Source organism: Kitasatospora sp. NPDC034533 (genome assembly GCF_055575155.1).
The window spans coordinates 37,635-63,746 of sequence record NZ_JBVITE010000039.1 but is presented as its reverse complement, the minus strand read 5'-3'; the positions used below and the strand labels follow the sequence as shown (position 1 = coordinate 63,746).

The following is a 26,112-nucleotide window of genomic DNA, read 5'->3' as shown; positions in this document are numbered from 1 at the left end:
CCAGGTACTGGTCGTCGCCCGGGTCGGGGAGGGTGACGGTGGTGCGGCCGTAGCGGCGGGTGGAGTGGGGTTCTCCTGCGGGTGGTCGGGTGCCCCCGGTGCCCGGGAGGCGGCGGGCGACATCGGGCAGGCCCATTGTGTTGCCGGTGGTGTCAGCGGTTGGACCAGCCGGACCAGGAAGGCCCGTTGTTCCAGTTGTCCCAAGGGGCGCTCTGCCGGTTGTCCCAGGACGGAGCGTTGTCCCGCGGGCCTCCGCCACGGTTGTCCCAGGTCGGCTGGTTGCCCCACTCGATCGTGGCCGTCCCGTCCGACGGGGTGACGGCGGCGATCAGATCCGCGACGGCGGGGCCGTCGGAGGCGGCCGACTGTTCCAGAGCGGTCATGTGTCCTGCTCCTCGCGTACGGTGGTGGCCGGCGCCAGGACTGGGGCCTGCTCGGTGACGCGGCAGTAGTCGGTCTCGGCGACGGCGAAGGTTCGGTGCTCGAAGTAGCGGTTGCCGGACTGCGAGCCCCGGCAGTAGTCGAAGAACTCGCAGGTGGACTCGCACTCCTCCAGACCGCTCAGGAACTCGCCCACGTAGTCCAGCCGGTGCGTCTGGCTCAGGATGGCGCCGATCGGCTGCTCAAGGACGTTCCCGGCCCGGAAGTCGTCGTAGGCGGGCGCGGTGATGCCCGCGAGTTCGGAGGACAACAGGAACCGGGCCGTCGATGCTGACGCCGACCCGGAAATCCGTACTCGGCCAGTAGGTCGCACCATTCGTCATCGATCAAGGTGGCGTTCGTCTGGACTGCGTGTTCCAGCCGGCCTTCGCGGCGCAGTTCTTCGAAGGGCTGGAGCAGCTCGGTGAAGCTCGCCGTCCGAGTGCCAGCGGTTCTCCGGCGTGCCAGATCAGTCCGAGGGGTTTGCCGTGGTGGCCGTTCACCAGTTCGCTCGCCGACCGTGCGACGGCTTCGGCGACTGCCGTCGGCATGGGGGTTTGTCGTCGCGGTCAGGCAAGTAGCAGTACGCGCAGTCGAGATGCAGAAACCGGTCGGCTGGACCACCAGGTTTCGGGGAACACGGTGAATCCGGTGCTGGTAGCGGTGCAGCAGGAGCTCCTCCTGCTGGACTTTCGCGGTGTTCACGGCCGGTCCTCTCCGCTCTGCGTGATTCCGGCCTTGGGCTGTTGTGGAGCGCAGGAAGTCGGTGGGGCCGACTTCTGGTGCTTCGCGGCTTGGGTGCGGCAGTGGGTGAGGGCGTAAGGGAGGCGGGTGTCGGGGTTGGGGGTGGTGGTGAGGAGTTCGCCGGCCTGGATGAGGGTGGTCCAGTAGGTGGTGGGGTTTCCGGTGCGGGGGAGGGGATTGGTGGTGGTGAGGGAGAGGTAGGCGGTGGTGAGGTTGCCGGTGGTGAACCAGCGTTGGAGGCCGTGGTGGTGGCCGGGGCGGAGGCCGCCGTGGGCGTCGATGGCGGTGGTGAGGAGGGCGACGACGGTGCGTTCGGTGGGGGTGAGGGTGGCGGGGATGTCGAAGACGCCGAGGGCTTCGAGGAGTTCGCCGGTGTCGGCTTCGGAGTCGGGTTGGGGGGCGGCGAGGAGGGCGTCGTGGCAGTCGTCGAGGCGGCGGGTGATGTCGGCGGGCGGGATGGAGAGGGCGAGGCAGACGGCTTGGGCGACGGGGCGGGGTGGGTGGCCGAGGCGGGCGAGGAGCGCGTAGGTGGCGGCGGGGGTGGCGCCACGGGAGAGGGTGTGGCGGGCGAGGGTGGTGAGGTGCATGGGGGTTCGGGCTTTCAGGCGGTGGTGGGGGTGGGGGCGATGACGGCCCAGATGAACTTGCCGATACCGCCGGTGCGCGGGCAGCAACCCCAGCGCTCAGCCAGCTCGTTGACGAGGAACAGGCCGCGCCCGCATTCGTCGTCCGGCGAGGCCGTGCGGAGGGAGGGGCGGCCGCTCCCGGCGTCGTGGACCTCCAGCCGGAGACGGGAGTCGACGAGCGCGAAGCGGACCTCGATGTGCCGGTCGTCGGGAGCGTCGCAGTACCGGACGGCGTTGGCGAAGAGTTCGCACAGGAGGAGTTCGGCGGTCTCGGCGTAGCGCTCGCCGGCAGGTAGGCCGGAGAGGTAGGCGCGAAGCAAGTAGCGGGCCAGGGGAGAGGATTCGACCCGCGAGTCAAGGCGTGCGACGAAGCTGCGGGGGCGACGGACAGTGGACATGGGGGCCTCGGGGGGGCAGAGAGGGGACGAACGAAACGATGCGTCAGGAAAGCCGGACCGGGAGCGAATCGACATCGTCGCCGCCGCGTGGATGCAGGCCCTGGCCGAGAAGTGGAACCCACCCAGTCATCTCTGACTCATGATCACGGACACAGCATCGACTGCTATCTGGACCACCACTAGGGTCATGGTGGGTACCCACCATGGAGACATCACGGAGCCACGGTGGCCGATAGCCTTACGGCATCCATCGACCGGGGAGGCCCTGTTGTCCGCACCGGAACCGCTTCCTGCCCGGCTGCTGACCGACCCGACATTCGTAGCGGCATGCGCGACCAGGCAGATCGGCCCCGTGTTCCAGGCTGTCGCCAGGCAGGCAGGCTTCGGGCCGGCTCAAATTGCCCGACGCACCGGCCTCTCGACCAGTCGTGTCACGGAGATCATGCGTGGTCCTCGGGAAGTCTCCAGCATGGATGTGATCGAGCGGATTGCCGACAGCCTGCACATTCCCGGACGGATGCTCGGCCTCGCCGACCGGCCGTGGGAGGCATCGGCCACGCCGACCGGCTACCGGCCGGCCGCTGTACCCGAGACCTGGGAAGTCCTTGACATGCTGTCCCGTTCCACGGCGTCCGACGCCGCTCTGGCCCATCTGGAAGCGGCTGTCGCCGACGTGGCCTACCGCTACCCGTCGACTGTGCCTACTGAGTCCGTGCCCGTCCTCCAACGGCAGCTGGCCGGCGTACACGAAATACTGGCCCGCCCGCAGTCCCTCACCGCTCGGCGTCGTGGTGTCCAGATACTGACTGCCGTCGCGGGCCTGCTCGGACTTGCTCATCATGACCTCGGCGACCGCGGCCGTAGTGAAGCACACTTCCACCTCGGGGCCATCGCTGCCGTCGAAGGAGAGGCAGATGAGCTTCGTGCCTGGCTCCTCACCATGCAGAGCATCGTCGAGTACACCGCTGGGCGTCGTGACACCGCCACATCCCTCCTCCGGCAAGCCGTCGCACATGCCGATGACGCGGCGCCCCGGCGTCGCGCATGGGTCGCTGCCAATCTTGCCCGCGCGCTTGCCGCAGGCGGTGATCGGAGCGCAGCACTGGCCGCGCTCGACCAAGCCGCCCACGACCTCGACCTCGCAGAGGACGGTCCAATCGGTGGCCTCGACTTCTTCACCGCCCCGAGGTTGGACGGCCTCGCCGGCGAGACCTACGCACACCTCGGTGAACACGATGCCGCTGGCCGCCTCCTGGAGACCGCCATCGGCCGCAGGGCAGCCGCCGATCTCAAGGGGAGGGCCGTCCTCACCCTCGACCTTGCCGAAGTGCGGCTAGCCCAAGGTGACTTCGATGCCGCGTGTGCTACCGCACACTCTGCCCTCGATCTGGCCGGGGCCACCATCATCCAGCCGATCGTCCTGCGTGCTCGCGCGCTCCAGACCTCCCTGGCCCCCTGGTCGGCCGAGAGGCCGGTGCGGGAGCTTGCCACGCGCGTGAGAGAGTCAGGGGCGCAACTGGTGCGCGTGTAAAGGAGGCTGCCCGTGGAGTGGAAGGTGTTCGGGCGTCGGCAGGTGTTCGGGAGCCAGTGGGTCGAGGTCTGGCTCGATGACGTCGAGATCCCCGGTGTCGGCCGGATAGACCATCACGTGGTGCGTTACCCCCGTGCCTCGACCACCGCCGTCGTCACCAACGAGGCCGGCGAGTTCCTCCTCCTCTACCGGCACCGGTTCATCACCGGCCGATGGGGTTGGGAGGTACCCGCCGGGTGGGCCGAGCCCGGCGAGGACCCGGCGGCGGCCATCGCTCGCGAAGTCGAGGAGGAGACCGGCTGGCGTCCTGGCCGGGTCGAGCTGCTGACCGAGTACGACGCCATGGCCGGCATCAGTGACGCCCACTTCCGCGCCTACCACGTCACCGGGTGCACCCGGGTCGGTGAACCCGAGGACGTGTCGGAGGCGAGCCGAGTGGATTGGGTGCCGGAAGCCAAAGTGGTGAGGCGGCTCACGAACGGCGAGGTCGCCGACGGTCCTTCGCACGTCGCCCTGTCCTACTACCTGGGCCCGCATCGGCTTGCTCGGCGTTCCTGACCGGCCAGGCGGCGGAGGCGGTGTCCAGCGGAAGAGCATGACCGGTGGATCGCTTGGACGGTCGGATCAGAGCGCGGCGGGGACGCCGAGGAGGGTGGCGATACGGGCGGCGGTGCCGGGAGCGCCGCCGGCGAGGACGGTGGTGATGCCGAAGTCCTCGGCCGGGGGCAGGTTCGCCGGGTTGTCGTCCACGAACAGGCGTGCCGCGCCCGGGAGTTGGAGCCGGTCCAACACGAGCCGGTAGATCGCCGGGTCGGGCTTGGCGACGCCCTCCCGCTCGGAGATGACCGCCACGTCGAACAACTCCCAAACCCCCAGGGCCTCATAGGGATCGTACGGGTCGAGGCTGAACGAGTTGCTCAGGAGCGCGACCTTCAGGCCGGCCCGCCGTGCCGAGCGGGCGAGTGCCGTCATGTCCTCGGCTGCCCGGACGCTTCCCCATGCCCGGCCCATCAGGTTCTCGTGCTCCGGCACGCCCAGGACGGGCGCCACGCGCCGGTTCCACTCCGCCTGGCTCAGCCGTCCCGCCTCCAACTCGGTGTACAGGCAGCTGACTTCCGGGTCGTGGCCGAGCCGAGAATGCCTCCGAGCTTGCGCACCCGGGTGGTGCTGGCGTGACCCGCGCGCTGCATGATCGCTCCTGGAAGGGCTTGGTGCCGGGCCCAGTCGGGGTGTGCGCTGCACACCTGGAGCAGGGTGTCCAGGGCGGCGTCGTACTGGCGGGTGTCGGCCTGTGCCAAGGCGATGTCCAGCCTGAGCCGGTTGCGGGCGGCCTGCGGCAGCGGGGACAGGTCGCCGAGGTTGCGGGCAAGCGCCAGGGCCTTGCCGGGATCGCCCATGACGGTGTGGATGCCGATGGCCTGCGCGGTGACCGTCGTCGGGCCGTAGCTGGTGCCATTGATCATCACGTCGCGGCCCATTCGGGCTGCGACCGCGTGTCCCTGGGAGAGGAGGTCGCGGGCCCGGTCGGCGTCACCGTTGCGGGAGGCCACCACGGCGGCGAAGGTGACGTGCCAGCCGTAGGTGGCCAGTGTCTCCGGATCCCGCTCCGAGTAGCGGGGTTCGATCGACGCGAACGCGTCCTCGGCGGTGGTGGTGGCCTGGTCGAGGCGGGCATCGCGCAGGTAGATCCAGGACCGGCCGCAGTCCACCATGGCGGCTCGCAGCGGGTCTGCGGCCATGTGGACGTGATGGCGCGCGTGCCCGATCGCCGCGTACGCGAGGTCTTGGGCCCCGAGGAACTGGGCGGTGTAGGAAGCGAGTCGGTAGGCGTCGGCGAGAATGCCGTGGGCCGCGCACCGCTCGCCGTCCGGGGCGGACCGCAGCAGAGCGGCGGCCTCGGTGATGGCGGGGGCCGCGAGGCTGCCGGCCTGGGTGTAGTCCCCGGCGCGGTAGTCCGCCCATGCCCTCGCGAGATCGGCCCGCAGTGCTGTGGCGTCCGGCGGTTCGACATCGGTTCCGACCCCGGCGGCGGTGTCGTGAACGGTGCGGGACAGCCCTCGCAGCATCGCCCGGTCGCCGATCAGTGAGGCCCGTCGGGGCGCCTGTTGTCCGAGGATCACTGAGACGTCCGCGTGCAGTGCGGCGGACAGTTTGAGCAGCGAGGGCAGCCCGATGCTGCCACCCTCCTTCTCCGCCTTGCGAACGGTCGGCACCGACACTCCTGCGGCCTCGGCCAGTTCTTCCTGCGTCATGCCGGCCCGCAGCATCTTGATGCGCTGGCCGGTGGAGTAGTCGGACCACTGCGTCATGGGTGCCTCCGAAGGTGAGCGGGCCTCACCGCGGACCGTACCCCGTTACTCCGCACCCGGTACGGCAATGGCCTGGTAGTCATCCGGATTGACGGCCGCTCCGTGTGCGGCGGGGATGCCGAGGATGGAGGCGATGCGGGTGGTGGTGCCGGGCTGCCCGTCGGCGAGGACGGTGGTGATGCCGAGGGCTTCGGCCGGGGGGAGGTTCCTCGGGTGGTCGTCCGCGAACAGGCAGGTGGTGCCGGGGAGTTCGAGCCGGTCCAGGGTGAGTTGGTAGATCGCCGGATCGGGTTTGGCGATGCCCTCGCGCTCGGAGATGACCGCCACGTCGAACAACTCCCACACGCCCAGGGCCTCGTACGGGTCGTACGGGTCGAGGCCGAAGGAGTTGGACAGCAGCGCGACCCGGAGGCCGGCCTGCCGTGCGGAGCGGGCGAGGGCGATCATGTCGTGGGCCGGGCGGACGCCGCTCCAGGCCCGGCCCATGAGGTTCTCGTGCTCCGGTAGGCCGAGGATGGGGGCCACCTGGCGGTTCCACTCGGCCTGGCTCAGTCGTCCGGCTTCGAGTTCGGTGTACAGGCGGCTGGCCTCCGGGTCGTGGCCGAGCGTCCGTCCCCATGCGTCGGCGTCGAGGCCTTGGGCGAGGCACCAGGTGCGGTGTGCGGGTCCGGCGTTGGCTGTCAGGACGCCGACGAAGTCGAGGATCAGGGCGGCGAAGGGGAGTTGAGCTTCGCGGGGGTGGGTGATGGTGGGAGCGGTCAGTGCCATGGCGGGTGTCGTCCTCCGGGTGGGCGGCCTCCCCGGGACGGTACCGGCCGGGGTGGGGTCGACTTTGTGTGTGGCGGGGTTCAGGTGCGGGTGGCTTGGGTGCGGCAGTGGGTGAGGGCGTAGGGGAGGCGGGTGTCGGGGTTGGGGGTGGTGGTGAGGAGTTCGCCGGCCTGGATGAGGGTGGTCCAGTACTGAACCGGGTTGCCGGTGCGGGGGAGGGGGTTGGTGGTGGTGAGGGAGAGGTAGGCGGTGGTGAGGTTGCCGGTGGTGAACCAGCGCTGGAGGCCGTGGTGGTGGCCGGGGCGGAGGCCGCCGTGGGCGTCGATGGCGGTCAGGAGGTGGGCGACGACGGTGCGTTCGGTGGGGGTGAGCTGTTTGGGGACGTCGAAGACGCCGAGGGCTTCGAGGAGTTCGCCGGTGTCGGCTTCGGAGTCGGGGCGGGGGTCGGCGAGGAGGGCGTCGTGGCAGTCGTCGAGGCGGTGGGTGATGTCGGTCTGCGGGATGCCGAGGGCGGCGCAGACGGCCTGGGCGCAGGGCAGGGGCTGGTGGCCGAGGCGGGCGAGGAGGGCGAGGAGGGCGTAGGTGGCGGCGGGGGTGGCGCCGCGCGAGAGGGTGTGGCGGGCGAGGGTGGTGAGGTGCATGGGGGTTCGGGCTTTCAGGCGGTGGTGGGGGTGGGGGCGATGACGGCCCAGACGAGTTTGCCGATGCCGCCGGGGCGGGGGGAGTGGCCCCAGCGTTGGGCGAGTTGGTTGACGAGGTGGAGGCCGCGTCCGTGTTCGTCGTCCGGTCCGGGGGATCGGGGGGTGGGGTGGTTGGTGCCGGCGTCGTGGACTTCGAGGCGCAGGTGGCTGTGGACGAGGGCGAAGCGGATCTCGATGTGGCGGTCGTCGTCGGCGTCGGAGTGCTGGACGGCGTTGGCGAAGAGTTCGGTGAGGAGGAGTTCGGCGGTGTCGGAGTAGTGGTGGCCGGTGGGGAGTCCGGAGAGGTAGGCGCGGAGCAGGTAGCGGGCGAGGGGCGCGGATTCGGGGCGGGCGTCGAGGCGGGCGACGAAGGCGCGGGGGCGTCGGCGGGTGATGAGCATGGGGGAGTACCTCAAGGGGGCTGCTGGCGAAGGGGTGGGCCTGTTCGGGCATCCGGATGACCCCGGGGATCGGAGTCAGGCGGGACGGACGGCAGTGGGCGCCTCCTCGCTGACGGGTGTCAGGACGGTCGCCGTGCTCACGAGCCCGGGCGGGTCCGGGGGTCGGCAGCGGGTGAGAAGTCGGCCCAGCCGGCAGCCGCGGTGGCCAGGGCGCTCCGCCGCAGGCGATCCTCGGTGGATCTACGCGGCCCGGACGGGGAGGGGACGGGGCGCGGTGGGCGGCGGGCAGTGGCCATCACGGGCTCCAGGAATGCGGCAGTGGTGTGGTGCGGGCGCTGGTACGGACCGCGTACGGGTCCGGACCGGGCTCATGTCCCGGGCGTCACCTCCCGGGGGCGTGAACACCACGATGCCGCTGATGTAAGGCCCTGAATTTCACGAAGTGAAAGATCGTCAGATGCCCGTTCGGGTGATCCAGGTTGACAGGCGCAGACTTCGGCGACTAGCGGAGCGTGACAGGGCGGTTACCGTCTCGCGAACGAGTGGATGCCGGGAGGCCTGTTCAGGCGCGACCGCGTAAGCGGCGTCGAGCTGGTCGAGCGCGGCTTCGGGGTTGGCCAGCCACCGATAAGCGCGGGCCAGGTCGATGTGGTGGTGTCCGATCCTGGTCGGTGCCCATCCGGCGGGGAACCGCACCCCTCGCGCGGCGGCCACCGCTTCGGCGTGTTCGCCGGCCTCCACCAGCGTCATCACCCGGTGCACCTGCACATTGGTGGGGCCGAAGTGCAGCGACAGGTCCGGGCGCTCGCCCGTTTCGGCGGCGACCCTCTCGGCCTCGTCCAGGTGGTGCTTCATGAGGTCCGTCTGCCGGGAGCGGGCGGCGACCACGGCGGATCCGAGGTGCAGCTGTCCGGTGGTGACCAGCGCGCTCGGTGTCTTGGCGTCGGTGCCCTCCAGGTGGCTGCGGCCGGACTCCTGGAGGCGTCGGCAAGCCGCCAGGTCGCCGACGCGTAGATAGGCGGTGACCCGCAGGTATTCGCGGGCGGCCCGCAGCGCGGGCGCCCGGTCACCGGCTCGCTCGGCCGCCCAGTCCATCCGGGCCAGTGCGGTCGCGGACAGGTCGCTCAAACCGATCGCGATCCCGACCGAGTGCCCGCACCGGTAGGCCTCCGCCAGCAGGCCCCAGGCCTGCCTCTGCTGTTCGCCGGTGAACTCGTGCGCGGCCGTGTGCAGTTCGACCAGAAGACCCGGCAGCATCGCGACCATCGGCTTGTACTTCGCGGCCTGGGCCAGTGCGTTCACCTGTCGTACGGCAGCCCGGAGTGCGGGCAGGGGGCGAGGCCTGACGGCTTCCTGCGGCGGCAGATCGTACAGGTCGAGCGCCGTACGGATCGGCCCCATCAGCGCAATCAGTGGGTCATCGGCCATGCCGTCACTGTACGAGGAGGGCTGGAGGTCACCCGGCTCGACTCCCAGGGCCCTGGCGATCGCTGCCACGAACTCCGGCGTCGCCGGCTTGTGCCCGGATGCCACTTTCGTGAGCAGGCTGTACGAGACATGAGCGCGATCGGCGAGCTGCCGATGGCTCAGGCCCCTCACGTCCTCGTAGGCCGCGATCCGCTGCCCGATGCTGATTCCGTCCGGAGGTACCACGCTGGTCCCCATCCCGTGCATGCCTTGAACCGTGTGCACGGGGACCGTACCCCCGAACTCGTCCGATCACAGATCCTTTGACGTTGCTGACCACGCCGAACAGGTCCATCGCTGGCTGTAGCGAGACGAAGCGGAGGGGCGAGGCGCATCCTTCGTCGCCGCCGTCCGCTCCGGCGAGTTCGGCGAGGTCTGACGCGCCACCCCGCGAGCAGTCCGAAACCCCACCACCCGTGGCCGGGTGGTGGGGACTTCCGCTGCTACTTCCGGGCGTTGAGACGGCGGGTGGGTTCCGCGGTGGTCGGGTCCTCGGGCCAGGGGTGGCGGGGATAACGGCCTCTCAACTCCGCGCGGACGGCTCGGTAGCCCTCGTGCCAGAAGCTCGCCAGGTCACCGGTGACGGCGGCGGGGCGGCCGGCGGGGGACAGCAGGTGGATGGTCAGCGGCACACGGCCTCCGGCCAGGGCGGGGGCCGCCGTCCAGCCGAAGAGTTCCTGCAACTTGACGGCCAGCACCGGGCGTTCGGTGCTGTAGTCGACCCGTATCTTCGAGCCTGACGGCACGGTGATGCGCTCGGGGGCGAACTCGTCCAGACGCCCGGCCTCGCTGCTGGCCCAGGGCAGCAGGCGCTGAAGAGCGGCCGTCGTGTCGATGCGGGCCAGGTCCGCGCGGCGGCGGGCGCGGGACAGCTCGGGCTCCAGCCACTCGTCGGCGCGATCCAGCAGAGCGGCATCCGAAACATCGGGCCAGGGGTCGCCGACGGCGGTGTGGAGGAAGGCCAGCCGCTCGCGCAGGTTGGACGGGAACGTGAGCAGCGTGCTGACGCCTTCCTTGGCGAGGCCCTCCAGCAACGCGGCCCGGACGAGCGCCCGGTCTGGGCGGTCCAGCGGCTTCTCGGCGAGTTCGATGGCGCCCAGGGACTCCACCCGGCGAGCGGTGATCTCGCCCCGCCGGGTGTCCCAGTGGACCTCCTCGCGGGTGGTCAGCAGCGCCGCGCCGGCGAGCAGCGCCGTGGCCTCGTCCAGCGCCGCGGCGTGCAGCACCCGGGCCGAGGGCGACCCCGCCGGGCGGTCGGCGACCGCGACGGCGAGCCAGGGCAGGGTGCCGAGCCGGGTGTCGGGGGCGAGTTCGGCCGCCGTCCCCGAGGCCATCAGGTACGGGCTGCGCTCGCCCGGCGCGGGCCGCTCGACCCGGGCGCGGGCGATCCGCTCCGGGAAGGCGAGGGCGACGACGAGTCCTGCGGCCGTCGAGTCCGGCAGGTCGGTGGCGGGCTCGTCGGAGGTGGCACGCAGCAGGCGCCGCACTTCCTCGCGCCAGCGCCCGGCGTACGGGTCGCGCGAGGAGCGCACCGTCCGCCACACCGCGCCGAGGTCGTCGCCGAGCGCCCGGGGCGGTTCCTCCGACAGCAGCGCGACCACCTCGGCCGCCCGCCGCGCGCCGACCGCCGCCGCGCCGTCGACCAGGGCGCGCCCGAGCCGGGGGTGCAGCCCGGTGCGGGCGAGGCGGACCCCGCGCGCCGTGGCCCGTCCGTCCGGGGAAACGGCGCCGAGGGCCTGGAGGGTCTGCCGGGCGGCGGCCATCGCCCCGGCCGGCGGGGCGTCGGGCAGGGCGAGGCCGGTGGCGTCCGGGTCGCCCCAGCAGGCGGCCTGGAGGGCGAACGAGGTGAGGTCGGCGAGCGCGATCTCCGCCGTGGGGAAGCGGGCGGCGAGGGCGTCCTCGGCCTCGTTCCAGCAGCGGTAGACGGTGCCGGGGGCCTCGCGCCCGGCACGGCCGGCCCGTTGGCGGGCCGCCGCGAGCGAGGCCCGGACGGTGACCAGCCCGGCCAGCCCCCGGGCGTGGTCGGTGCGCGGTTCGCGGGCGAGCCCGGCGTCCACCACGACCCGCACGCCGGGCACGGTGAGCGAGGATTCGGCGACGGCGGTGGCGAGGACGACGCGGCGGCCCCCACCGGGGGAGAGCACGGCGTCCTGGACGGCCTGCGGTGCGCGGCCGTGCAGTTGGAGGACGTCCACGGGCAGGCCGGACAACTGCCCGGCGACGCGGGCGATCTCCCCGACGCCCGGCAGGAAGCAGAGCACGTCCCCGTCCCGCTCCGCCAGGGCCCGCCGGACGGTCGAGGCGACGTGGTCGAGCAGCGCCGGGTCCACCCGGGTGCCGTGCGCGGGCCGGACGGCGCGCGGCGGCGGGGCCCAGACGACCTCGACCGGGTGGGAGGTGCCGTGGGCCTCCACCACCGGTGCGCCGCCGAGCAGTTCGGCCCAGGCTTCGGTGTCGGAGGTGGCCGAGGCGCAGACCAGCCCGAGTTCGGGCCGCAGCGCCGCCCGGACGTCCAGCAGGAAGGCGAGCGCGGTGTCGGCGTCCAGGTGCCGTTCGTGGCACTCGTCCAGCACCACGAGGTCCACGCCGGGCAACTCCTGGTCGCGCTGGAGCCGTTGCAGCAGCACCCCGGTGGTGACCACCTCGACCACGGTGCCGGGGCCCACCCGGCGCTCGCCGCGCACCGTGTACCCGACCTCGCGGCCCACCGACGAGCCGAGCAGCCAGGCCATCCGGTGGGCGGCGGCCCGCACCGCGAGCCGGCGCGGCTCGGCGACCAGTACCCGGCGCGGCGGGTCCTGCGGATCCAGCAGCCCGGCCAGGGCGAGCGGCACCAGCGTGGTCTTGCCGGTGCCGGGCGGGGCGGCGAGGACGGCGGTGCCGTGCCCGGCCAGCGCGTCGTGCAGGGCGGGCAGGGCGGTGCGGACGGGCAGGTCGCGCCAGACCGGGTTCGGCAAGACGGCTCAGCCCCGCTCGGTGACGAAGATCGCCGTGCCGGGGATCAGCCGCCCGCGCAGCGGGGACCAGCCGCCCCACTCCTGCTCCAGCCCGGCCGGCCACTCCGGCTCGACCAGGTCGACCAGCCGGAAGCCGGCGGCGACGAGTTCGCGGACCCGGTCGCCGAGGGTGCGGTGGTGCTCGACGTAGGTGGCGCGGCCCCGCTCGTCCTGTTCGACGTACGGGGTGCGGTCGAAGTAGGAGGACATCGCGGTGAGGCCCTCGATGCCCGGCTCGTCCGGGAAGGCCCAGCGGATCGGGTGGGTCACCGAGAAGACCCAGCGCCCGCCCGGGCGCAGCACCCGGTGCACCTCGCGCATCAGGGCCTCGGTGTCGGCGCTGAACGGGACGGCGCCGTAGGCGGAGCAGGCGAGGTCGAAGGAGGCGTCGGCGAAGGGCAGGACGGCGGCGTCGGCCTGGACGACGGGGACGGGCGCGGTGCCGCGGCCGAGGTCGATCCGGCGGGAGTGCTGGAGCTGGCGGTAGGAGATGTCCAGGGCGACCGGCCGGGCTCCGGCGGCGGCGAGCCAGCGGGAGCACTGGGCGGCGCCGGCGCCGATCTCCAGGACGTCCTTGCCCTCGACGGGGCCGAGCAGGTGGGCGTCCGCCTCGTCCAGTCCCTCGGGGCACCAGGTGAAGCGGTCGTCGCCGAGGAACTCGCCGTGCTCGTCCTGGTACTCGTCGGCGTTGCGGTCCCACCAGTGCCGGCTGGCCCGGCTGCTCTCCCCGGTGCCGGCCTCGCGGCGGACCGCGTCGTCGCCGTCCTCCTCCTCGGCCCGCGTGTCGTGCGCGGTGGAGGTGTCAAGATCGTGCAGGTCCGGCTGGGGGGTGGTGGCCACGGTGACAATGCCCATCGCGTAGGGTATGGAGTGCGGAAGCGCCGCTGCCGAGAACCGTCCCGTGAGGGGCCCGGCTCCTGGTGGTGGCATCCGGGGAAAGGGCCCCTGCGGGCGCCGTCGCGAGGCGCGCAATCGGAGGATATGGCCTGATCCGTACCAGGCTCCACCGTCTTGCCGTCCTTCGGCATTGACCGTGCCTGGCCGTCCCCGTATGCTACAAGTTGCGCTGCGGGCCTGCGCGCCTCGGACGGAGCAGGTCGCGCTCGCATCTGTCGAAGACCCCACGGTCGCAAGACGGACGCCGGTTCTCGTGGTACGGGAATCCCGGTGCGCCGTGTTCTTGGCTGTCCGGCTTTCGGTGGGAGCGATACGGGCCCTCCGCGTGGCATTACCTACGACTTTCATGTCCGTACCGGAGCCCTTTTCCTAATGACGAGCCCCACCGACTCCTCCCTCAGCACCACCCCGCAGGTCGCGGTCAACGACATCGGCGACGCGGACGCGTTCCTCGCCGCGATCGACGAGACCATCAAGTACTTCAACGATGGCGACATCGTCGAGGGCGTCATCGTGAAGGTCGACCGTGACGAGGTCCTCCTCGACATCGGTTACAAGACCGAGGGCGTCATCCCGTCCCGCGAGCTCTCGATCAAGCACGACGTTGACCCGCACGAGGTCGTCGCCGTCGGTGACAACATCGAGGCCCTGGTTCTCCAGAAGGAGGACAAGGAGGGTCGTCTCATCCTGTCCAAGAAGCGCGCTCAGTACGAGCGTGCCTGGGGCACGATCGAGAAGATCAAGGAAGAGGACGGCATCGTCACCGGTACCGTCATCGAGGTCGTCAAGGGTGGTCTCATCCTCGACATCGGCCTCCGCGGCTTCCTCCCGGCCTCGCTGGTCGAGATGCGTCGTGTCCGCGACCTCCAGCCCTACGTGGGCAAGGAGCTCGAGGCCAAGATCATCGAGCTGGACAAGAACCGCAACAACGTGGTCCTGTCCCGCCGTGCCTGGCTGGAGCAGACCCAGAGCGAGGTCCGCCAGACCTTCCTCACCACCCTGCAGAAGGGCCAGGTGCGCTCCGGCGTCGTCTCCTCGATCGTCAACTTCGGTGCCTTCGTGGACCTGGGTGGCGTCGACGGCCTGGTGCACGTCTCCGAGCTGTCCTGGAAGCACATCGACCACCCGTCCGAGGTCGTCGAGGTCGGCCAGGAGGTCACCGTCGAGGTTCTCGACGTGGACATGGACCGCGAGCGCGTCTCCCTGTCGCTGAAGGCGACCCAGGAGGACCCGTGGCAGCAGTTCGCCCGGACCCACCAGATCGGTCAGGTCGTCCCGGGTAAGGTCACCAAGCTGGTTCCGTTCGGTGCGTTCGTCCGCGTGGACGAGGGCATCGAGGGTCTGGTCCACATCTCCGAGCTGGCCGAGCGCCACGTCGAGATCCCGGAGCAGGTCGTCCAGGTCGGCGACGAGATCTTCGTCAAGGTCATCGACATCGACCTGGAGCGCCGTCGCATCAGCCTGTCGCTGAAGCAGGCCAACGAGGCCCTGGGTGCCAACCCGGCCGAGGTCGAGTTCGACCCGACCCTGTACGGCATGGCCGCCTCGTACGACGACCAGGGCAACTACATCTACCCGGAGGGCTTCGACCCCGAGGCGAACGACTGGCTGCCCGGCTTCGAGAAGCAGCGCGAGGAGTGGGAGCGCCAGTACGCCGAGGCGCAGGCCCGCTTCGAGCAGCACCAGGCCCAGGTCATCAAGAGCCGCGAGGCCGACGCCCAGGCCGCCGAGGAGGGTGGCGACGCCGTCGCCGCTGCCGCCGGTGGTTCCTACTCGTCCAGCAGCGACGAGGGCTCGGGCGCCCTGGCCTCCGACGAGGCCCTGGCCGCCCTGCGCGAGAAGCTGGCCGGCGGCCAGAGCTGAGGCTCTCGCTTCCCGCTAGCCGATAGCTAGACGGTGGGCCCCACCCGGAACTTCCGGGTGGGGCCCATTCGCTTGTGTGGGGCTGCTTCGGTTTCGTGGGGCCGCGTTCGCGGGGCCTCGGTCCACGCGGCCCCGTGCGCGCGGTTCGTTTCGGGTGGCTACGTTTCGGGTGGTCGTTCCGTGCGGCGCATTTCGTTTTCCGCGATGCTTTATGCCGCGCCGACTTATATGTTCGTTATGTGAAGGAAAGTGTGAGATGGGGCTCATTGCCCATCTATAGGCCGGAGTTCGGGTTGCGCCTAGATTGAGGGGAGCTGCCCGAAAGGCTCCTCATGCGCAATCCCTCCTCCGCCGCCCCCACCGCCGTGGTCGGCGGCCGGCTCGCGGCCCTCGGCCGGTTCTGCTTCCGCCACCGCCGCTGGGTGCTCGGCCTGTGGGCCGTCGTCCTGGTGGTCGGCGTCCTGATCGGGGGCCGGGTCTTCGAGGGCTCGGTGGCCGGGGCCTCCTCCGCCACCGCCGAGGCCGACCGGGGCACCGCGGTGGTCGCCGCCGCCGATCCGGCCAAGGGCACCGTCACCGCCGTGGTGGACGGCCGGCCGGTGGACGATCCGGCGGTGAAGGCCGCCGTGGAGAGGGCCACCGCCGAGATCGCCGCCCTGCCCGGGGTCTCCTCCGCGCTGGACGCGTACGGCCCCGGCCCGCAGCCGGCCGCCCTGCGCTCCGCCGACGGGACGGCGAGCCTGGTCACCGTACGGATGGCGGACAGCGCGAGCAGCGCCCAGACCGACGCCGTCACCGGGCGGCTCGCGGCGCTGGACGGGGCGGGCGGCGCCCACGTCACGGTCGGCGGGGACCTGGTGCTCCAGCAGGAGGTCAAGCAGCAGACCGAGAAGGACACCCGGTTCGGCGAGATGGTGACGCTGCCGCTCACGCTGATCGTCATGGTGCTGGTCTTCGGCGGGCTGGCGGCGGCCTCGCTGCCGGTGATCGGGGCGGTGGCCTCGGTGGGCGGCGCGCTGCTGGCCATGTTCGGGTTCAGCCGGATCATGGACATCGACACCAGCGTGCTGCCGATCGCCACGGTGCTGGGGCTCGGACTCTCCATCGACTACGCGCTGCTCATGGTGAATCGTTTCCGTGAGGAGCGCGGCCAGGGCGCGGGCATCGCCGCCGCCGTGGAGCGGACCGCGGCGACCGCCGGGCGCACCGTGGCCTTCTCCGGGCTGACGGTGGCCGTCGCGCTCTCGGGCCTGTTCGTCTTCACCAGCCCGGTGCTCGGCGCGGTGGCGGCGGCGGGGGTGAGCGTGGTGGTGATCGCCGTCGCCGCCGCGCTGACGCTGATCCCCGCGCTGCTCGGCTTCGCCGGGGCGCGGATCAAGGCGCCCGCCGCGCCCGTCGCGGACGAGGGGTTCTTCAGCCGGACCGTGCGCCGGGTGCGCAAGCGGGCGGTGGCGGTCACCCTCGCCTCCGTGGCGTTGTTGATGGCGGCCGGGGCGCCGTTCCTGCACGCCGAGATGCGCAGCTCCGGCGCGGCGGTGCTGCCCGCCTCCTCGGCCGGGCGGCAGGTCGCCGAGGCCGTCGACCAGCGCTTCCCGCAGGCCTCGGCCGCGCCGGTCACGGTGGTGGTCGAGGGCGGCGCGAAGGTGGCGCAGGCGTACGCGGACGAGGTCGTCGCCAAGCTGCCCGGGGTGAGCGGGGTGCGGGCGGTGACCCCGGTGAACGAGGCGGTCTCCACCGTCGACGTGCTGGTGCCCGGTGATCCGCAGGGCGCGTCGGCCAAGCGGGTGGTGGAGGAGCTGCGGGCCGACCGCGCCGGGCTGACCACCTACGTCACCGGCGGCGCGGCCTCGGTGGTGGACTTCCAGGACGAGCTGCTCTCGCGCGGACCGTGGGCGCTCGGCCTGGTCGCGCTGGGCACGCTGGTGCTGCTGTTCCTGATGACCGGCTCGGTGGTGATGCCGGTCAAGGCGCTGCTGATGAACCTGCTCTCGCTGGGCGCCTCGCTCGGCGCGCTGACCCTGGTGTTCCAGGACGGGTACTTCAGCGGGCTGCTCGGGTTCAGTCCGACCGGCGGGCTGGAGACCTTCATCCCGGTGCTGGTGTTCGCCTTCGCCTTCGGGCTGTCGATGGACTACGAGGTGTTCCTGCTCTCCCGGATCAGGGAGCTGACCTTGCGCGGGCACGGCTGCGTCCGGGCGGTGGAGCTGGGCGTGCAGCGCAGCGGCCGGATCATCACCTCGGCGGCGATGCTGATGGTGATCGTCTTCGCCGGGTTCGCCCTCGGGGACATGCTGATGGTCAAGCAGATGGGCATCGCGCTGGCCGTGGCCGTCGCGGTGGACGCCACCCTGGTGCGCTGCCTGCTGGTGCCCGCCGCGATGAGCCTGTTCGGCGAGTTCAACTGGTGGGCGCCCGCCCCGCTGCGGCGGCTGCACCGGCGGTTCGGGCTGAGCGAGCACGTCGAGCTGCCGGAGCTCGGGCCGGAGACGGGGGCGGAGGCCGGTCCGGGGGGCGGGTCGCGGCTCGCGCCGGAACCCGGGGCGGAGATCGGGTCGGAGCTCGGCCCGGTGGCGATTCCCGCGCCGCGCGCCGGAGTAGCCGCTTCGCCGGTGCCCGAGCCCAAGGGCGCGGCCCAGGGCCTGGTGGGCTCAGCTCAGCCGGTCTAGCAGCGCGACCGCGGCGCGCAGCTGCCGCCGCTCCTCGGGGCTGAGCCGGGACTCGATCGCGGTGGCGATGTGGTGTTCGCGGCGGGCGCGCTGGTCGAGCAGGGCGGTGCGGCCGGCCTCGGTGGCGGCGATCAGCTGCTTGCGGCCGTCGGTGGGGTGGGGCTGCTGGGTGACCAGTCCGGCCTCGGTCATCAGGGCGACGGTGCGGGCCATCGACTGGTGGCGGACGCGCTGGAGCTCGGCCAGTTCGGCGACCGTGCAGGAGCGTTTGTCGCGGACCAGCAGACCGAGCACGGCGGCCTGGTTCTGCGGCAGTTCGTCGCCGGTGCGCAGGGAGCGGACCAGGCTGCCGAGGGCGGCGCGCAGGTCGGCGGCGAGTTCCAGGGTGTCCGGGTGGGGGTCTCGGCTGGTCATGGGACGAGTCTACCGGGAATATGTTCAGCATAGCTGTACAGCATTGCTGTATAGTTTTCGTCATGCGAATCACCAAGTTCGGACACGCCTGCGTACGCGTCGAGCACGGGGACACCACCGTGGTCATCGACCCGGGGTCCTTCACCGACCCGGGCGCACTGGCTGGGGCGGACGCCGTCCTGATCACCCACGAGCACATGGACCACTTCGAGGAGTCCCGGCTGCGCGCCGCGCTGGCCGCCGACCCGGCGCTTCGGGTGTGGACCAACGCCGCCGTCGCCGCGCGGCTGGAGGGCGCGGCGCGGCGGGTCCGCGCGGTCGGCGAGGGCGACGCCTTCGAGATCGGCGGGCTCGGAGTCTCGGTGCACGGCGAGTGGCACGCGGAGATCCACCCGGACATCCCGCTGGTGACGAACATCGGCTTCCTCCTCGACGGCCGGCTGTTCCACCCCGGCGACGCCTTCACCGTGCCGCCGCACCCGGTGGAGACGCTGCTGCTGCCGCTGGCGGCGCCCTGGAGCAAGGCCTCCGAGGTGATCGACTACGTCCGGGAGGCCGGACCGCGCCGGGCGGTGCCGGTGCACGAGGCGGTGCTCAGCCCGATCGGGCTCGCCGTGCAGACCCGGCTGGTCGGGCCGGAGGGGCCCGGGACGGGCGCGGAGCTGGCGGTGCTGGGGGAGGGCGAGAGCCTGGAGCTGGGCTGAGGCGGCGGTCTCCCGCTGTCCGGTGCCGGTGGCGCGCCGGTAGCCTGACGCCATGCTGAAGATCGGACTGACGGGTGGCATCGGCGCGGGCAAGAGCGAGGTGTCCCGGCTGTTCGCCGCGCACGGCGCGGTGATCGTGGACTCCGACGTGATCGCCCGCGAGGTGGTCGCCCCCGGGACGGACGGCCTGGCGGCCGTGACCGCCGAGTTCGGCCCGCAGGTGCTGCGGGAGGACGGCACGCTGGACCGTCCGGCGCTCGGGGCGATCGTGTTCGCCGACCCGGAGCGGCTGAAGGCGCTGAACGCGATCGTCCACCCGCTGGTGCGGGCCCGCTCCGCCGCGCTGGAGGCGGCGGCCGCGCCGGACGCGGTCGTGGTGCACGACGTGCCGCTGCTGGCGGAGAACGGGCTGGCGCCGCTGTTCGACCTGGTCGTGGTGGTGGACGCGGCCGACGAGGTGCGGGTGGAGCGGCTGGTGCGGCTGCGCGGGATGACCGAGGAGGAGGCCCGGGCACGGATGGCCGCGCAGGCCTCCCGGCAGGAGCGGCTGGCGATCGCGGACCTGGTGATCGACAACGGCGGCGGGCTGGCGGAGCTGGCGGCCCGGGTGGACGAGGTGTGGGCGGAGCTGGCGCGGCGGGCGGCGGCGGCCTGACACCGGCCCGTCGGTGCCGCCGCTCAGGCGGTGCCCCGTGGCAGCCGGGCGCGGACGGCGAAGCCGCCGTCCGGGGTCGGTCCGGCGTGCAGGGTGCCGCCGAGGTCGCCGGCCCGGGTGCGCATGCCGTGCAGGCCGTGGCCGCCGGAGGGCAGTCGCGGGGGACCGGCCGGCCCGGCGGCGGGCTCGGCGCCCCCGCCGCCGGTGGGGGAGTTGACCACCGCCAGGCGCAGCCCGTCCGGTTCGACCTCGACGGTGACGGCCACCTCGGCCGCCGGGGCGTGCTTGTGCGCGTTGGTCAGCGCCTCCTGGACGATCCGGTAGGCCGCGTACTGCACGGCGGGACCGGGGCCGGCGGGCCCGTCGGCCGGGCCGTTGACGGTCAGCCCGACCACCAAGCCGGCCCGGCGGGACTCCTCGACCAGGGCGGGCAGCGCGCCCAGCGAGGGAGCCTGGTCGGCGCCGGCGGTCAACACGCCCAGCAGGCCGCGCAGTTCGGTGAGCGCCTGGAGGCCGAGGGTGCGGATCAGGCCGAGCGTCTCCCGGACGGCGGCCGGATCCCCGGCCTGGGCGACCTGCCCGGCGCCGGCGTGCAGGGTGATCAGGGAGACCCGGTTGGAGACGACGTCGTGCATCTCCCGGGCGAGCCGGGCGCGTTCCTCGGCCACCGCGCGTTCCTCGGCGTGCCGGCGGGCCTCCTCCAGCAGCCGGTTGCGCTCACCGAGCAGCCGGTTGTGTTCGGCCAGCGCCTCGACGGTGCGGGCGCGCTGGTGGGCGGTCAGCCCGAGGGCGAGCGGGACGGCTCCGAAGAGCAGCGGGTCCTCGATCAGGTTGGCGAGCCCGGAGGGGGAGGCGATCTCACGGAGGTCCCCGAGGTCCCCGAGCCCGCCGGAGGGTCCGAGGCCCGTGAGGTCGAACGGGATGAGCAGCCGCAGTTCGGCCAGGGCCGCCAGGACGTACACCAGGGTGGTGCCGCCGCGCCGCGCGGTCAGCCCGTAGAGCGCGACGGCGAGCGGGAGTTGGCCGCTGACCAGGGTGACGGCGGCGACGGCGGCCGGGTGGCGGCGCCGCAGCGCGAGGGCGAGCGCGCCGACCGCCATCAGGACCGCGTTGACGGTCGGGGAGGTGGTCGGGCCGACGTCCGCGTCGTTGGCGGCGAGCGGGACGAGGACCAGCAGCACCAGGGCGGTCGGGGCGAGGGCCCGGACGGGACCGGGCAGGCGCAGCGGGGGGCCGGGCAGCGGAGCGGCGAGGTCGGCGGCCGACTGGTCGGTGGGCTGCTGCATGGGGGCATGCTTCCACACCGCCGCGGCGCCGGGCCGATCCGTCCGACCGAGTGGCCGGGAACGGACTGGTGAAAGGCCGTGGCGGGGGAGAGCATGGCGGAATGGATGATCGTTTCTCGCCCGGGGCCGAGACCGAGCCCGCGACCGGGGCCGTGCCGGTGTCCGAGCCCGCGACCGGAGCCGGGGCCGTGACCACGGCCGGGACCGCCCTGCCCGGGCCCGGGACCGCCGTGCCCGCGACCGGCCCGCAGCTCGCCGAGGCCCCGGTGGTCGAACGGCTCGCGCAGTACGGCCGTACCGAGCAGCAGGAGGTCCTCGGCCCCGGGGACGACCCGTACGGCGTCGCGTACACCGGGCTGTCCTTCCGGTCGAAGGAGATCCACTTCGGGGTCCGGGCCGCCGACGGACGGCTCGTCGCCCACGCCGGGCTGGTGCCGGTGCCGCTCACCGTGGGCGGCAACGACCTGACGGTGATCGGCGTCGGCGGCGTCTGCGTGGCGCCCGACCGGCGCCACGGCGGCCTCGCGCGTGCCGTGGTCGGGGCCGCCCTCGACCACGGGCGCACGCTCGGCCACCGGTACGCGCTGCTGTTCTGCCGTCCGCCGCTGGTCGCGTTCTACCGGGGGCTGGGCTTCCGGGAGGTGCCGCGGGCGGTGACGGTGGAACAGCCGGAGGGGCGGCTGGCGGAGATGCCGCTGCGCACCATGTGGGCCCCGCTGGTGGCGGGGGCCGGGTGGCCGGAGGGGCCGGTGCGGCTGCGCTCGCTGCCGATGTGAGACCCGCTCAGGCGCCGATGGCGGAGGGGGCGGCGGACGCCGCGGAGGTGGTGGAGGCCGTCGACGCCGCGGAGGCCGCCGAGTCCGCGTGCGCCACGGCCGCGACGGCCAGCGCGCGGATCATCGGGTGCGCCCGGGTGCCGTCGCCGGACAGCTCGGGCTGGAACAGCGAGGCCAGGAAGAACGGGTGGCCGGGCAGTTCCAGGACGCGCACCTCGCCGGAGCCGTCCGCGCCGCTGAACCGCAGCCCGTGCGCGGTGAGCCGGTCCAGATAGGCGCCGTTGAGGCCGTACGCGCAGTGGTAGCGCTCCTGGGTGCGGGTGGTGCCGAGGACCTGCTCGGCGAGGCTGCCGGGAGTGATCGTGACGGCCCCCTCGTGGCCGACCAGCGAGCAGGCCAGCGGGGAGATCACCTGCTGGTCCCCGTCCGGGTGCTCCTCGCCGTGGACGGCTCCGGACAGGCCGCAGACGTTGCGGGCGTACTCCAGCACGGCGTGCTGGAACCCGGCGCAGGTGCCGAGGAAGGGGATGCCGCGTTCGCGGGCGGTCCGGACGGCGGCCAGCGCGCCGGCCTCGCTGCGGTACGGGCTGCCGGGCAGCAGCCAGACCGCGTCGAAGCCGTCCAGGGCGCCGGGCGCGGCGGCGTCCCCGGTCGGGATCCAGTAGGCGTCCAGGACGAGGCGGTCGTGCTCGGCGAGGGCGTCGAGCAGGCCGGGGACGCGGGCGTGCGAGCGGACGGCGGGGGAGCGGTCGCCGACCAGGGCGACCCGCGGGGTCAGGTAGGTCATGCGGCTATCCTGGCCCGGCACCCGAGATCAGCGCCAACGATGATTCCTTAAGCTTCGATCAGATCGGTTGATGACCGCCGTGGACCCGCAGCAGCTGCGCACCTTCGTCACCGTCGCCCGCCTCGCCTCCTTCTCGGAGGCGGCGCGGGAACTCGGCTACACCCAGTCCGCGGTCTCGCAGCAGATCGCCTCGCTGGAGGCCGACCTCGGCGCCGCCCTGCTGGCCCGCCGCCCGGTCGGCCCGACGGCGGCCGGACGGCGGCTGCTGGAGCACGCCGCGCCGCTGCTGCTCCGGCTGGAGGCGGCGCGCGCCGACGTCGCGCGCCTGGCGGGCGCCCCGAGCGCCCGGCTGGTGCTCGGGGCCACCCCGCTGGCGGTCGGTGCGGCGCTGGGGCGCGCGCTCGGCGAAGTGCGCCGGGCGTACCCGAGGGTGGACCTGGTGGTCCGGGTACTCGCCCAGGACGTGCTGCCCGCCCGGGTGGCCACCGGCGAGGTCGACCTCGCCCTGATCGACGGCCTGGCCGCACCCAGCGACCCGCTGCCGCTGCCGGAGGTCGGCCCGCTGTGCACCCTCGCGGTGGCCGAACAGCCGGTCGCCGTCGCCCTGCCGGCCGGCCACCCGCTGGCCGGGCACCGCGGACTCGCCCTCGCCGACCTCTGTGCCGCCCGCTGGCTGGAGGCCCCCGATCTCACCCCCTCGGCCTCCCGGCTGCGCGCGGTCGCGGGCGTCGACGGCTTCCGGCCCGCCACCCGCTACCAGGGCACCGACCTGCACGGACTGCTCGCGCTGGTGGCGGCCGGGCACGGGCTCACCCTGCTGCCCGAGGCGGTGCCGGTGGCGGCGCCCGGGATCGGGTACGCGCCGATCGCCGCGCCCCGGCTGGTGCACCGCATCGAACTCGTCCACGGCAGCCTGCCGGAGGGGCCGGCGGCGCTGCTGGGGCGACTGCTGGCGGGTGGGGTGGGTGCGGCCGGTGAGGCGGGTGCGGCCAGGGCGGCGGGTTCGGTCGCGGTGGCGGGCGCGGCCGGTCCGGCGGGTGTCGCTTGTCCGGTGGGTGTCGCCGGTCCGGTCGGCGGGGTGAATTCGTTTGCGCGGGCCGATGGTACCGATGAAATGATCATGCGATGAGCACCGGAATCACCATCAGACGGGTACGGACCGAGGACTGGCAGCGGCTCAGGGACATCCGCCTGGACGCGCTGCTGGACCCGGCCGCGGCCGTGGCCTTCCTGGAGACGCACGAGCAGGCCGCCGCCCGCCCCGACGAGTTCTGGCAGGACCGCACCACCCGGGCGGCGACGGACCCGCACGTGGCGCAGTTCGTCGCGGAGGCCGAGGACGGGCGCTGGCTCGGCACGATGACCGGCCTGGTCGAGCACCCCGGCGGGGACGGCGCGCTGGAGGGCGACGTCATCGAGGTCGAGCAGGTGCACGTGGTCGGCGTCTACGTCCGGCCGGAAGCGCGCGGCACCGGGCTGGCGCTCGACCTGATCCGGGTCCTCCAGGACTGGGCGTGGTCGCTCACCGGGCCCAGGATCGAGCGGGTGCGGCTGTTCGTCCACGAGGACAACCCCCGGGCCGAGGCGCTGTACCGGAAGGCGGGCTTCGAGCCCACCGGGGCGGTGCTGCCGGTGCCCGGCGGCGGGCCGGGCCGGGAGCGGGAGTTGGCGGTCCGGCGGGGCTGACCGGGGGCGGAGTCGGCGGTCCGACGGGCTGACCGGGGGCGGACCCGGGAGGGCGGGGGCGGTTGTGGAGGTGCGGGCACCAGGCGTTCACGTCCCGGGCCTGACGCCGGTCGGCCGCGCGGTGCTGTCATGAGCACAGTCGCCCGGCGGAGTGCCGGGCCGGACCAGGAGTGCTTCCCCATGATGCTCCGTCACCGCCGCACCGGCACCGCCTCGGCGGCCGTCGTCGCCGCCGCGCTCGCCGCCGCCGGACTCACCGCCGGCACCGCGCGGGCCGCCGTCCCGGCCGCCGCCCCCGCCTCGACGCCCCGCCCGCTCGCGACGAGCTGTTCGCAGGCGTACCTGCCGCTGCCCGACCCGTCCTGCACCCCCGGGGCGTACAACCCGGACGTCACCCAGGCGACCATCGGGCAGACCATCTGCGTCTCGGGCTGGACGGCCACCGTCCGCCCGCCGACCAGCTACACCAACGCGCTGAAGGTGCAGCAGATCGCGGCCTACGGCTACGCGGACACCAGCACGGCGGACTACGAGGAGGACCACCTCGTCCCGCTGGAGCTCGGCGGCGCCCCGCGAGACCCGGCCAACCTGTGGCCCGAGCCGCGCTACGGCAGCCAGCCGGCGCAGAGCAAGGACTCCGTCGAGACCAAGCTCAAGAACGCGGTGTGCGGCGGCCGGGTGGGCCTGAACGACGCGCGTGCCGCGATCGCGAGTGACTGGACCACCGCGCTCGGCGTCCTGGGGCTGTGAGGGTCCCGGGTCTGTGAGGGGCCCGGGCCGGTGACGGTGAGGGGCCCGGGTCTGTGAGGGGCCTGGGGCCGTGGTCCCGGAGCCTTGAGGAAAGGGCCGGCTCCTCGGGAGCCGGCCCTCGCCCCGGCGGTCGGTGCTCGGCGGGCCCGGTCGATGCCCGCCGTGCGCGGTCGCCGTCCGTCGTGGCGTCAGTGCCCGTCGCAGCCCGGGAAGGCCTCGCACATCGGTGCCGACATGCCGGAGCCGACGTACTTGTCCTCGGGGGCCTTCCAGGCGTCCTTGGGCTGGGCGCCCGCCTTGGTGGTGGCCCAGACGGACAGCTCGCTGACCACGCCGCCGTCGCTGACCACGTACTCGTGCAGGGTGACGGTGCCGCCGTCGGCCTGCGGGACGGTCAGGACGGCGGCGAAGTACGGCGCCTCGGGGGCGCTGTCGACCTTCACGGTGGCGCCGGGCGCGGTCTTGGCGCAGTTCTTGATCGCCTCCGTCAGGCGGCCCTGGGCCAGGTTGGTGCTCTGCTTGGCGCCGCTGCTGTGGGTCGGGTCGCCGTGGAACAGCAGGGTCTGCTGGGCCGCCCAGCGCTCCCCGGCGAAACCGACCTCGGACTTGGCGGCGGCGACGCCGGTGAACAGCGGCTCGTCGTCCTTGGCGACCGCGGCGTGGCACAGCTCCATGCCCTTGAACGCGACCGTGCCGGAGAGCTGCTTGGCGTTGGCCGCCAGCGGCGTGTAGTGGTAGCTCTCGTCCATCGGGATGCTCTTGGTGTCCATCCAGGCCTTGTCCGGGACGCCCTTGTCGGATCCGGTGGGCTTGGTGGGGTTGGTGTCCGGCGTGGTGGCCTGGGCGGCGGGCGGCATGGCGTCCTGGCCGCCGTTGTCCGGTCCGCAGGCGGCTAGGGTGCCCAGGCAGACCAGGGCTGCGGCGGTGGCGGTGACGACTCTGGTGGTGCGCAACTGACGTGTCCTCGGATGTCCGGTGGCATGGGTCGGGGGCGGGCACGCACCGGCCGTGGGCCGCTGCTGCTGCACGGCACCCTCCGTCCGGCTTCGCCGCCCGGTCGACCCGTGGTCGCGGGCACTCGGCATCGCGGTCCCTCCCCTGTGCGTACGGCCGTCGGGCTCCGCGCCCCGCTGCCCCGCCTCGGGACTGAGGGGAGGCCAGGCACAGTGCTGCGTCGACGGCGGTCGAAACCTATTCCACCGGGCCGCCGCGAGCAAAGCGGCATCCCACATGCCGGAGCGCCAAGTCACGGGTGCTCACGGGGAGTTGCCGCCGAGCGCGCTCAAGG

At 73.1% G+C, this 26,112-nt stretch carries 25 protein-coding genes and 1 pseudogene; 10 read left to right on the top strand and 16 right to left on the bottom strand.

Annotated elements, in window-relative coordinates:
- Nucleotides 1–152: 152 nt before the first annotated feature.
- The 4 genes from amcA to ACZ55U_RS24795 all read right to left on the bottom strand — a co-directional run bounded on the left by amcA (nt 153) and on the right by ACZ55U_RS24795 (nt 2,188).
- Entirely contained in the window at nt 153–383 is a 231-nt protein-coding gene (gene amcA, locus ACZ55U_RS24810; protein WP_465529058.1) for a multiple cyclophane-containing RiPP AmcA, read from the bottom strand.
- Complete coding sequence (locus tag ACZ55U_RS24805) at nt 380–691, bottom strand: hypothetical protein (protein WP_465529057.1); 312 nt, start codon at nt 689–691, stop codon at nt 380–382. The genes amcA and ACZ55U_RS24805 overlap by 4 nt, the downstream gene beginning before the upstream one ends.
- A gap of 430 nt (nt 692–1,121) precedes the next feature.
- Nucleotides 1,122–1,751 carry a hypothetical protein gene (locus ACZ55U_RS24800; protein WP_465529055.1) on the bottom strand — a complete coding sequence of 210 codons (630 nt, stop codon included), beginning with the start codon at nt 1,749–1,751 and terminating at the stop codon, nt 1,122–1,124.
- A gap of 14 nt (nt 1,752–1,765) precedes the next feature.
- The gene (locus ACZ55U_RS24795; protein ID WP_465529053.1) at nt 1,766–2,188 is read right to left on the bottom strand and encodes an ATP-binding protein; all 423 of its coding nucleotides are present in this window, start codon (nt 2,186–2,188) and stop codon (nt 1,766–1,768) included.
- Between the two features lie 268 nt (nt 2,189–2,456).
- Here ACZ55U_RS24795 and ACZ55U_RS24790 point away from each other — a divergent pair, with 268 nt between their 5' ends.
- Nucleotides 2,457–3,719 (top strand): hypothetical protein, encoded by a 1,263-nt coding sequence (locus ACZ55U_RS24790; protein WP_465529051.1) that lies wholly within the window; start codon nt 2,457–2,459, stop codon nt 3,717–3,719.
- Between the two features lie 12 nt (nt 3,720–3,731).
- Nucleotides 3,732–4,277 (top strand): NUDIX hydrolase, encoded by a 546-nt coding sequence (locus ACZ55U_RS24785; RefSeq protein ID WP_465529049.1) that lies wholly within the window; start codon nt 3,732–3,734, stop codon nt 4,275–4,277.
- Nucleotides 4,278–4,343: 66 nt separating this feature from the next.
- Here ACZ55U_RS24785 and ACZ55U_RS24780 read toward each other — a convergent pair.
- From ACZ55U_RS24780 to ACZ55U_RS24745, 8 genes and pseudogenes are all read right to left on the bottom strand, one after another.
- Nucleotides 4,344–4,826: pseudogene (locus ACZ55U_RS24780) on the bottom strand (HAD-IA family hydrolase); the annotation flags it as partial.
- On the bottom strand, nt 4,793–6,028 hold the full coding sequence (locus ACZ55U_RS24775; protein WP_465529047.1) for a helix-turn-helix domain-containing protein: 1,236 nt from the start codon (nt 6,026–6,028) through the stop codon (nt 4,793–4,795). The gene ACZ55U_RS24775 and the pseudogene ACZ55U_RS24780, both read right to left, overlap by 34 nt.
- A 45-nt stretch (nt 6,029–6,073) precedes the next feature.
- Nucleotides 6,074–6,796 (bottom strand): HAD family hydrolase, encoded by a 723-nt coding sequence (locus tag ACZ55U_RS24770; protein WP_465529045.1) that lies wholly within the window; start codon nt 6,794–6,796, stop codon nt 6,074–6,076.
- A gap of 80 nt (nt 6,797–6,876) precedes the next feature.
- Nucleotides 6,877–7,437, bottom strand: a complete 561-nt coding sequence (locus ACZ55U_RS24765; RefSeq protein ID WP_465529044.1) for a hypothetical protein — start codon at nt 7,435–7,437, stop codon at nt 6,877–6,879.
- A 14-nt stretch (nt 7,438–7,451) separates the two neighbouring features.
- Entirely contained in the window at nt 7,452–7,877 is a 426-nt protein-coding gene (locus ACZ55U_RS24760; protein ID WP_465529042.1) for an ATP-binding protein, read from the bottom strand.
- A gap of 453 nt (nt 7,878–8,330) precedes the next feature.
- Complete coding sequence (locus tag ACZ55U_RS24755) at nt 8,331–9,551, bottom strand: helix-turn-helix domain-containing protein (protein ID WP_465529040.1); 1,221 nt, start codon at nt 9,549–9,551, stop codon at nt 8,331–8,333.
- A 236-nt stretch (nt 9,552–9,787) separates the two neighbouring features.
- Nucleotides 9,788–12,301: an ATP-dependent helicase HrpB gene (hrpB, locus tag ACZ55U_RS24750; RefSeq protein WP_465529038.1), complete on the bottom strand. Its 2,514-nt coding sequence runs from the start codon at nt 12,299–12,301 to the stop codon at nt 9,788–9,790.
- A gap of 6 nt (nt 12,302–12,307) precedes the next feature.
- Nucleotides 12,308–13,195 carry a class I SAM-dependent methyltransferase gene (locus ACZ55U_RS24745; protein WP_465529036.1) on the bottom strand — a complete coding sequence of 296 codons (888 nt, stop codon included), beginning with the start codon at nt 13,193–13,195 and terminating at the stop codon, nt 12,308–12,310.
- Between the two features lie 414 nt (nt 13,196–13,609).
- Here ACZ55U_RS24745 and rpsA point away from each other — a divergent pair, with 414 nt between their 5' ends.
- Entirely contained in the window at nt 13,610–15,100 is a 1,491-nt protein-coding gene (gene rpsA / locus ACZ55U_RS24740; RefSeq protein ID WP_402224825.1) for a 30S ribosomal protein S1, read from the top strand.
- Nucleotides 15,101–15,432: 332 nt separating this feature from the next.
- Nucleotides 15,433–17,766: an MMPL family transporter gene (locus ACZ55U_RS24735; RefSeq protein ID WP_465529034.1), complete on the top strand. Its 2,334-nt coding sequence runs from the start codon at nt 15,433–15,435 to the stop codon at nt 17,764–17,766.
- On the opposite strand, the gene ACZ55U_RS24730 is transcribed toward ACZ55U_RS24735, so the two are convergent.
- Complete coding sequence (locus ACZ55U_RS24730) at nt 17,749–18,180, bottom strand: MarR family winged helix-turn-helix transcriptional regulator (protein ID WP_465529032.1); 432 nt, start codon at nt 18,178–18,180, stop codon at nt 17,749–17,751. The two genes, ACZ55U_RS24735 and ACZ55U_RS24730, sit on opposite strands and share 18 nt — an antisense overlap.
- A gap of 62 nt (nt 18,181–18,242) precedes the next feature.
- Here ACZ55U_RS24730 and ACZ55U_RS24725 point away from each other — a divergent pair, with 62 nt between their 5' ends.
- Together ACZ55U_RS24725 and coaE are read left to right on the top strand one after the other, a co-directional pair.
- Nucleotides 18,243–18,884, top strand: coding sequence for an MBL fold metallo-hydrolase (locus ACZ55U_RS24725; RefSeq protein WP_465529030.1), 642 nt, complete (start codon nt 18,243–18,245; stop codon nt 18,882–18,884).
- A 52-nt stretch (nt 18,885–18,936) separates the two neighbouring features.
- Entirely contained in the window at nt 18,937–19,539 is a 603-nt protein-coding gene (gene coaE / locus ACZ55U_RS24720) for a dephospho-CoA kinase (protein ID WP_465529029.1), read from the top strand.
- Between the two features lie 23 nt (nt 19,540–19,562).
- Here the strand turns inward: coaE and ACZ55U_RS24715 are convergent, their stop codons facing one another.
- On the bottom strand, nt 19,563–20,825 hold the full coding sequence (locus ACZ55U_RS24715; protein WP_465529027.1) for a sensor histidine kinase: 1,263 nt from the start codon (nt 20,823–20,825) through the stop codon (nt 19,563–19,565).
- Nucleotides 20,826–20,926: 101 nt separating this feature from the next.
- On the opposite strand from ACZ55U_RS24715, the gene ACZ55U_RS24710 reads away from it, so the two are divergent.
- Entirely contained in the window at nt 20,927–21,601 is a 675-nt protein-coding gene (locus ACZ55U_RS24710; RefSeq protein WP_465529025.1) for a GNAT family N-acetyltransferase, read from the top strand.
- Nucleotides 21,602–21,608: 7 nt separating this feature from the next.
- Here ACZ55U_RS24710 and ACZ55U_RS24705 read toward each other — a convergent pair whose 3' ends face one another.
- Nucleotides 21,609–22,388, bottom strand: coding sequence for a CTP synthase C-terminal region-related (seleno)protein (locus ACZ55U_RS24705; protein ID WP_465529023.1), 780 nt, complete (start codon nt 22,386–22,388; stop codon nt 21,609–21,611).
- A 70-nt stretch (nt 22,389–22,458) separates the two neighbouring features.
- Between ACZ55U_RS24705 and ACZ55U_RS24700 the strand changes: the two genes are divergently transcribed.
- From ACZ55U_RS24700 to ACZ55U_RS24690, 3 genes are all read left to right on the top strand, one after another.
- Nucleotides 22,459–23,517, top strand: coding sequence for a LysR family transcriptional regulator (locus ACZ55U_RS24700; RefSeq protein WP_465529021.1), 1,059 nt, complete (start codon nt 22,459–22,461; stop codon nt 23,515–23,517).
- Nucleotides 23,514–24,074 (top strand): GNAT family N-acetyltransferase, encoded by a 561-nt coding sequence (locus tag ACZ55U_RS24695; protein WP_465529019.1) that lies wholly within the window; start codon nt 23,514–23,516, stop codon nt 24,072–24,074. Before ACZ55U_RS24700 ends, ACZ55U_RS24695 begins: the two co-directional genes overlap by 4 nt.
- Nucleotides 24,075–24,254: 180 nt before the next feature.
- Complete coding sequence (locus tag ACZ55U_RS24690; RefSeq protein WP_465529017.1) at nt 24,255–24,824, top strand: hypothetical protein; 570 nt, start codon at nt 24,255–24,257, stop codon at nt 24,822–24,824.
- A gap of 188 nt (nt 24,825–25,012) precedes the next feature.
- Here the strand turns inward: ACZ55U_RS24690 and ACZ55U_RS24685 are convergent, their stop codons facing one another.
- On the bottom strand, nt 25,013–25,777 hold the full coding sequence (locus ACZ55U_RS24685; protein ID WP_465529015.1) for a hypothetical protein: 765 nt from the start codon (nt 25,775–25,777) through the stop codon (nt 25,013–25,015).
- Nucleotides 25,778–26,112: the final 335 nt, after the last annotated feature.

Coding starts and splice junctions, on each gene's coding strand:
- amcA (WP_465529058.1), bottom strand. CDS start 383: ATGACCGCTCTGGAACAGTCGGCCGCCTCCGACGGCCCCGCCGTCGCG.
- ACZ55U_RS24800 (WP_465529055.1), bottom strand. CDS start 1,751: ATGCACCTCACCACCCTCGCCCGCCACACCCTCTCCCGTGGCGCCACC.
- ACZ55U_RS24795 (WP_465529053.1), bottom strand. CDS start 2,188: ATGTCCACTGTCCGTCGCCCCCGCAGCTTCGTCGCACGCCTTGACTCG.
- ACZ55U_RS24775 (WP_465529047.1), bottom strand. CDS start 6,028: ATGACGCAGTGGTCCGACTACTCCACCGGCCAGCGCATCAAGATGCTG.
- ACZ55U_RS24770 (WP_465529045.1), bottom strand. CDS start 6,796: ATGGCACTGACCGCTCCCACCATCACCCACCCCCGCGAAGCTCAACTC.
- ACZ55U_RS24765 (WP_465529044.1), bottom strand. CDS start 7,437: ATGCACCTCACCACCCTCGCCCGCCACACCCTCTCGCGCGGCGCCACC.
- ACZ55U_RS24760 (WP_465529042.1), bottom strand. CDS start 7,877: ATGCTCATCACCCGCCGACGCCCCCGCGCCTTCGTCGCCCGCCTCGAC.
- ACZ55U_RS24755 (WP_465529040.1), bottom strand. CDS start 9,551: ATGCACGGGATGGGGACCAGCGTGGTACCTCCGGACGGAATCAGCATC.
- ACZ55U_RS24745 (WP_465529036.1), bottom strand. CDS start 13,195: ATGGGCATTGTCACCGTGGCCACCACCCCCCAGCCGGACCTGCACGAT.
- rpsA (WP_402224825.1), top strand. CDS start 13,610: ATGACGAGCCCCACCGACTCCTCCCTCAGCACCACCCCGCAGGTCGCG.
- ACZ55U_RS24735 (WP_465529034.1), top strand. CDS start 15,433: ATGCGCAATCCCTCCTCCGCCGCCCCCACCGCCGTGGTCGGCGGCCGG.
- ACZ55U_RS24730 (WP_465529032.1), bottom strand. CDS start 18,180: ATGACCAGCCGAGACCCCCACCCGGACACCCTGGAACTCGCCGCCGAC.
- ACZ55U_RS24725 (WP_465529030.1), top strand. CDS start 18,243: ATGCGAATCACCAAGTTCGGACACGCCTGCGTACGCGTCGAGCACGGG.
- coaE (WP_465529029.1), top strand. CDS start 18,937: ATGCTGAAGATCGGACTGACGGGTGGCATCGGCGCGGGCAAGAGCGAG.
- ACZ55U_RS24715 (WP_465529027.1), bottom strand. CDS start 20,825: ATGCAGCAGCCCACCGACCAGTCGGCCGCCGACCTCGCCGCTCCGCTG.
- ACZ55U_RS24710 (WP_465529025.1), top strand. CDS start 20,927: ATGGATGATCGTTTCTCGCCCGGGGCCGAGACCGAGCCCGCGACCGGG.
- ACZ55U_RS24705 (WP_465529023.1), bottom strand. CDS start 22,388: ATGACCTACCTGACCCCGCGGGTCGCCCTGGTCGGCGACCGCTCCCCC.
- ACZ55U_RS24700 (WP_465529021.1), top strand. CDS start 22,459: ATGACCGCCGTGGACCCGCAGCAGCTGCGCACCTTCGTCACCGTCGCC.
- ACZ55U_RS24695 (WP_465529019.1), top strand. CDS start 23,514: ATGAGCACCGGAATCACCATCAGACGGGTACGGACCGAGGACTGGCAG.
- ACZ55U_RS24690 (WP_465529017.1), top strand. CDS start 24,255: ATGATGCTCCGTCACCGCCGCACCGGCACCGCCTCGGCGGCCGTCGTC.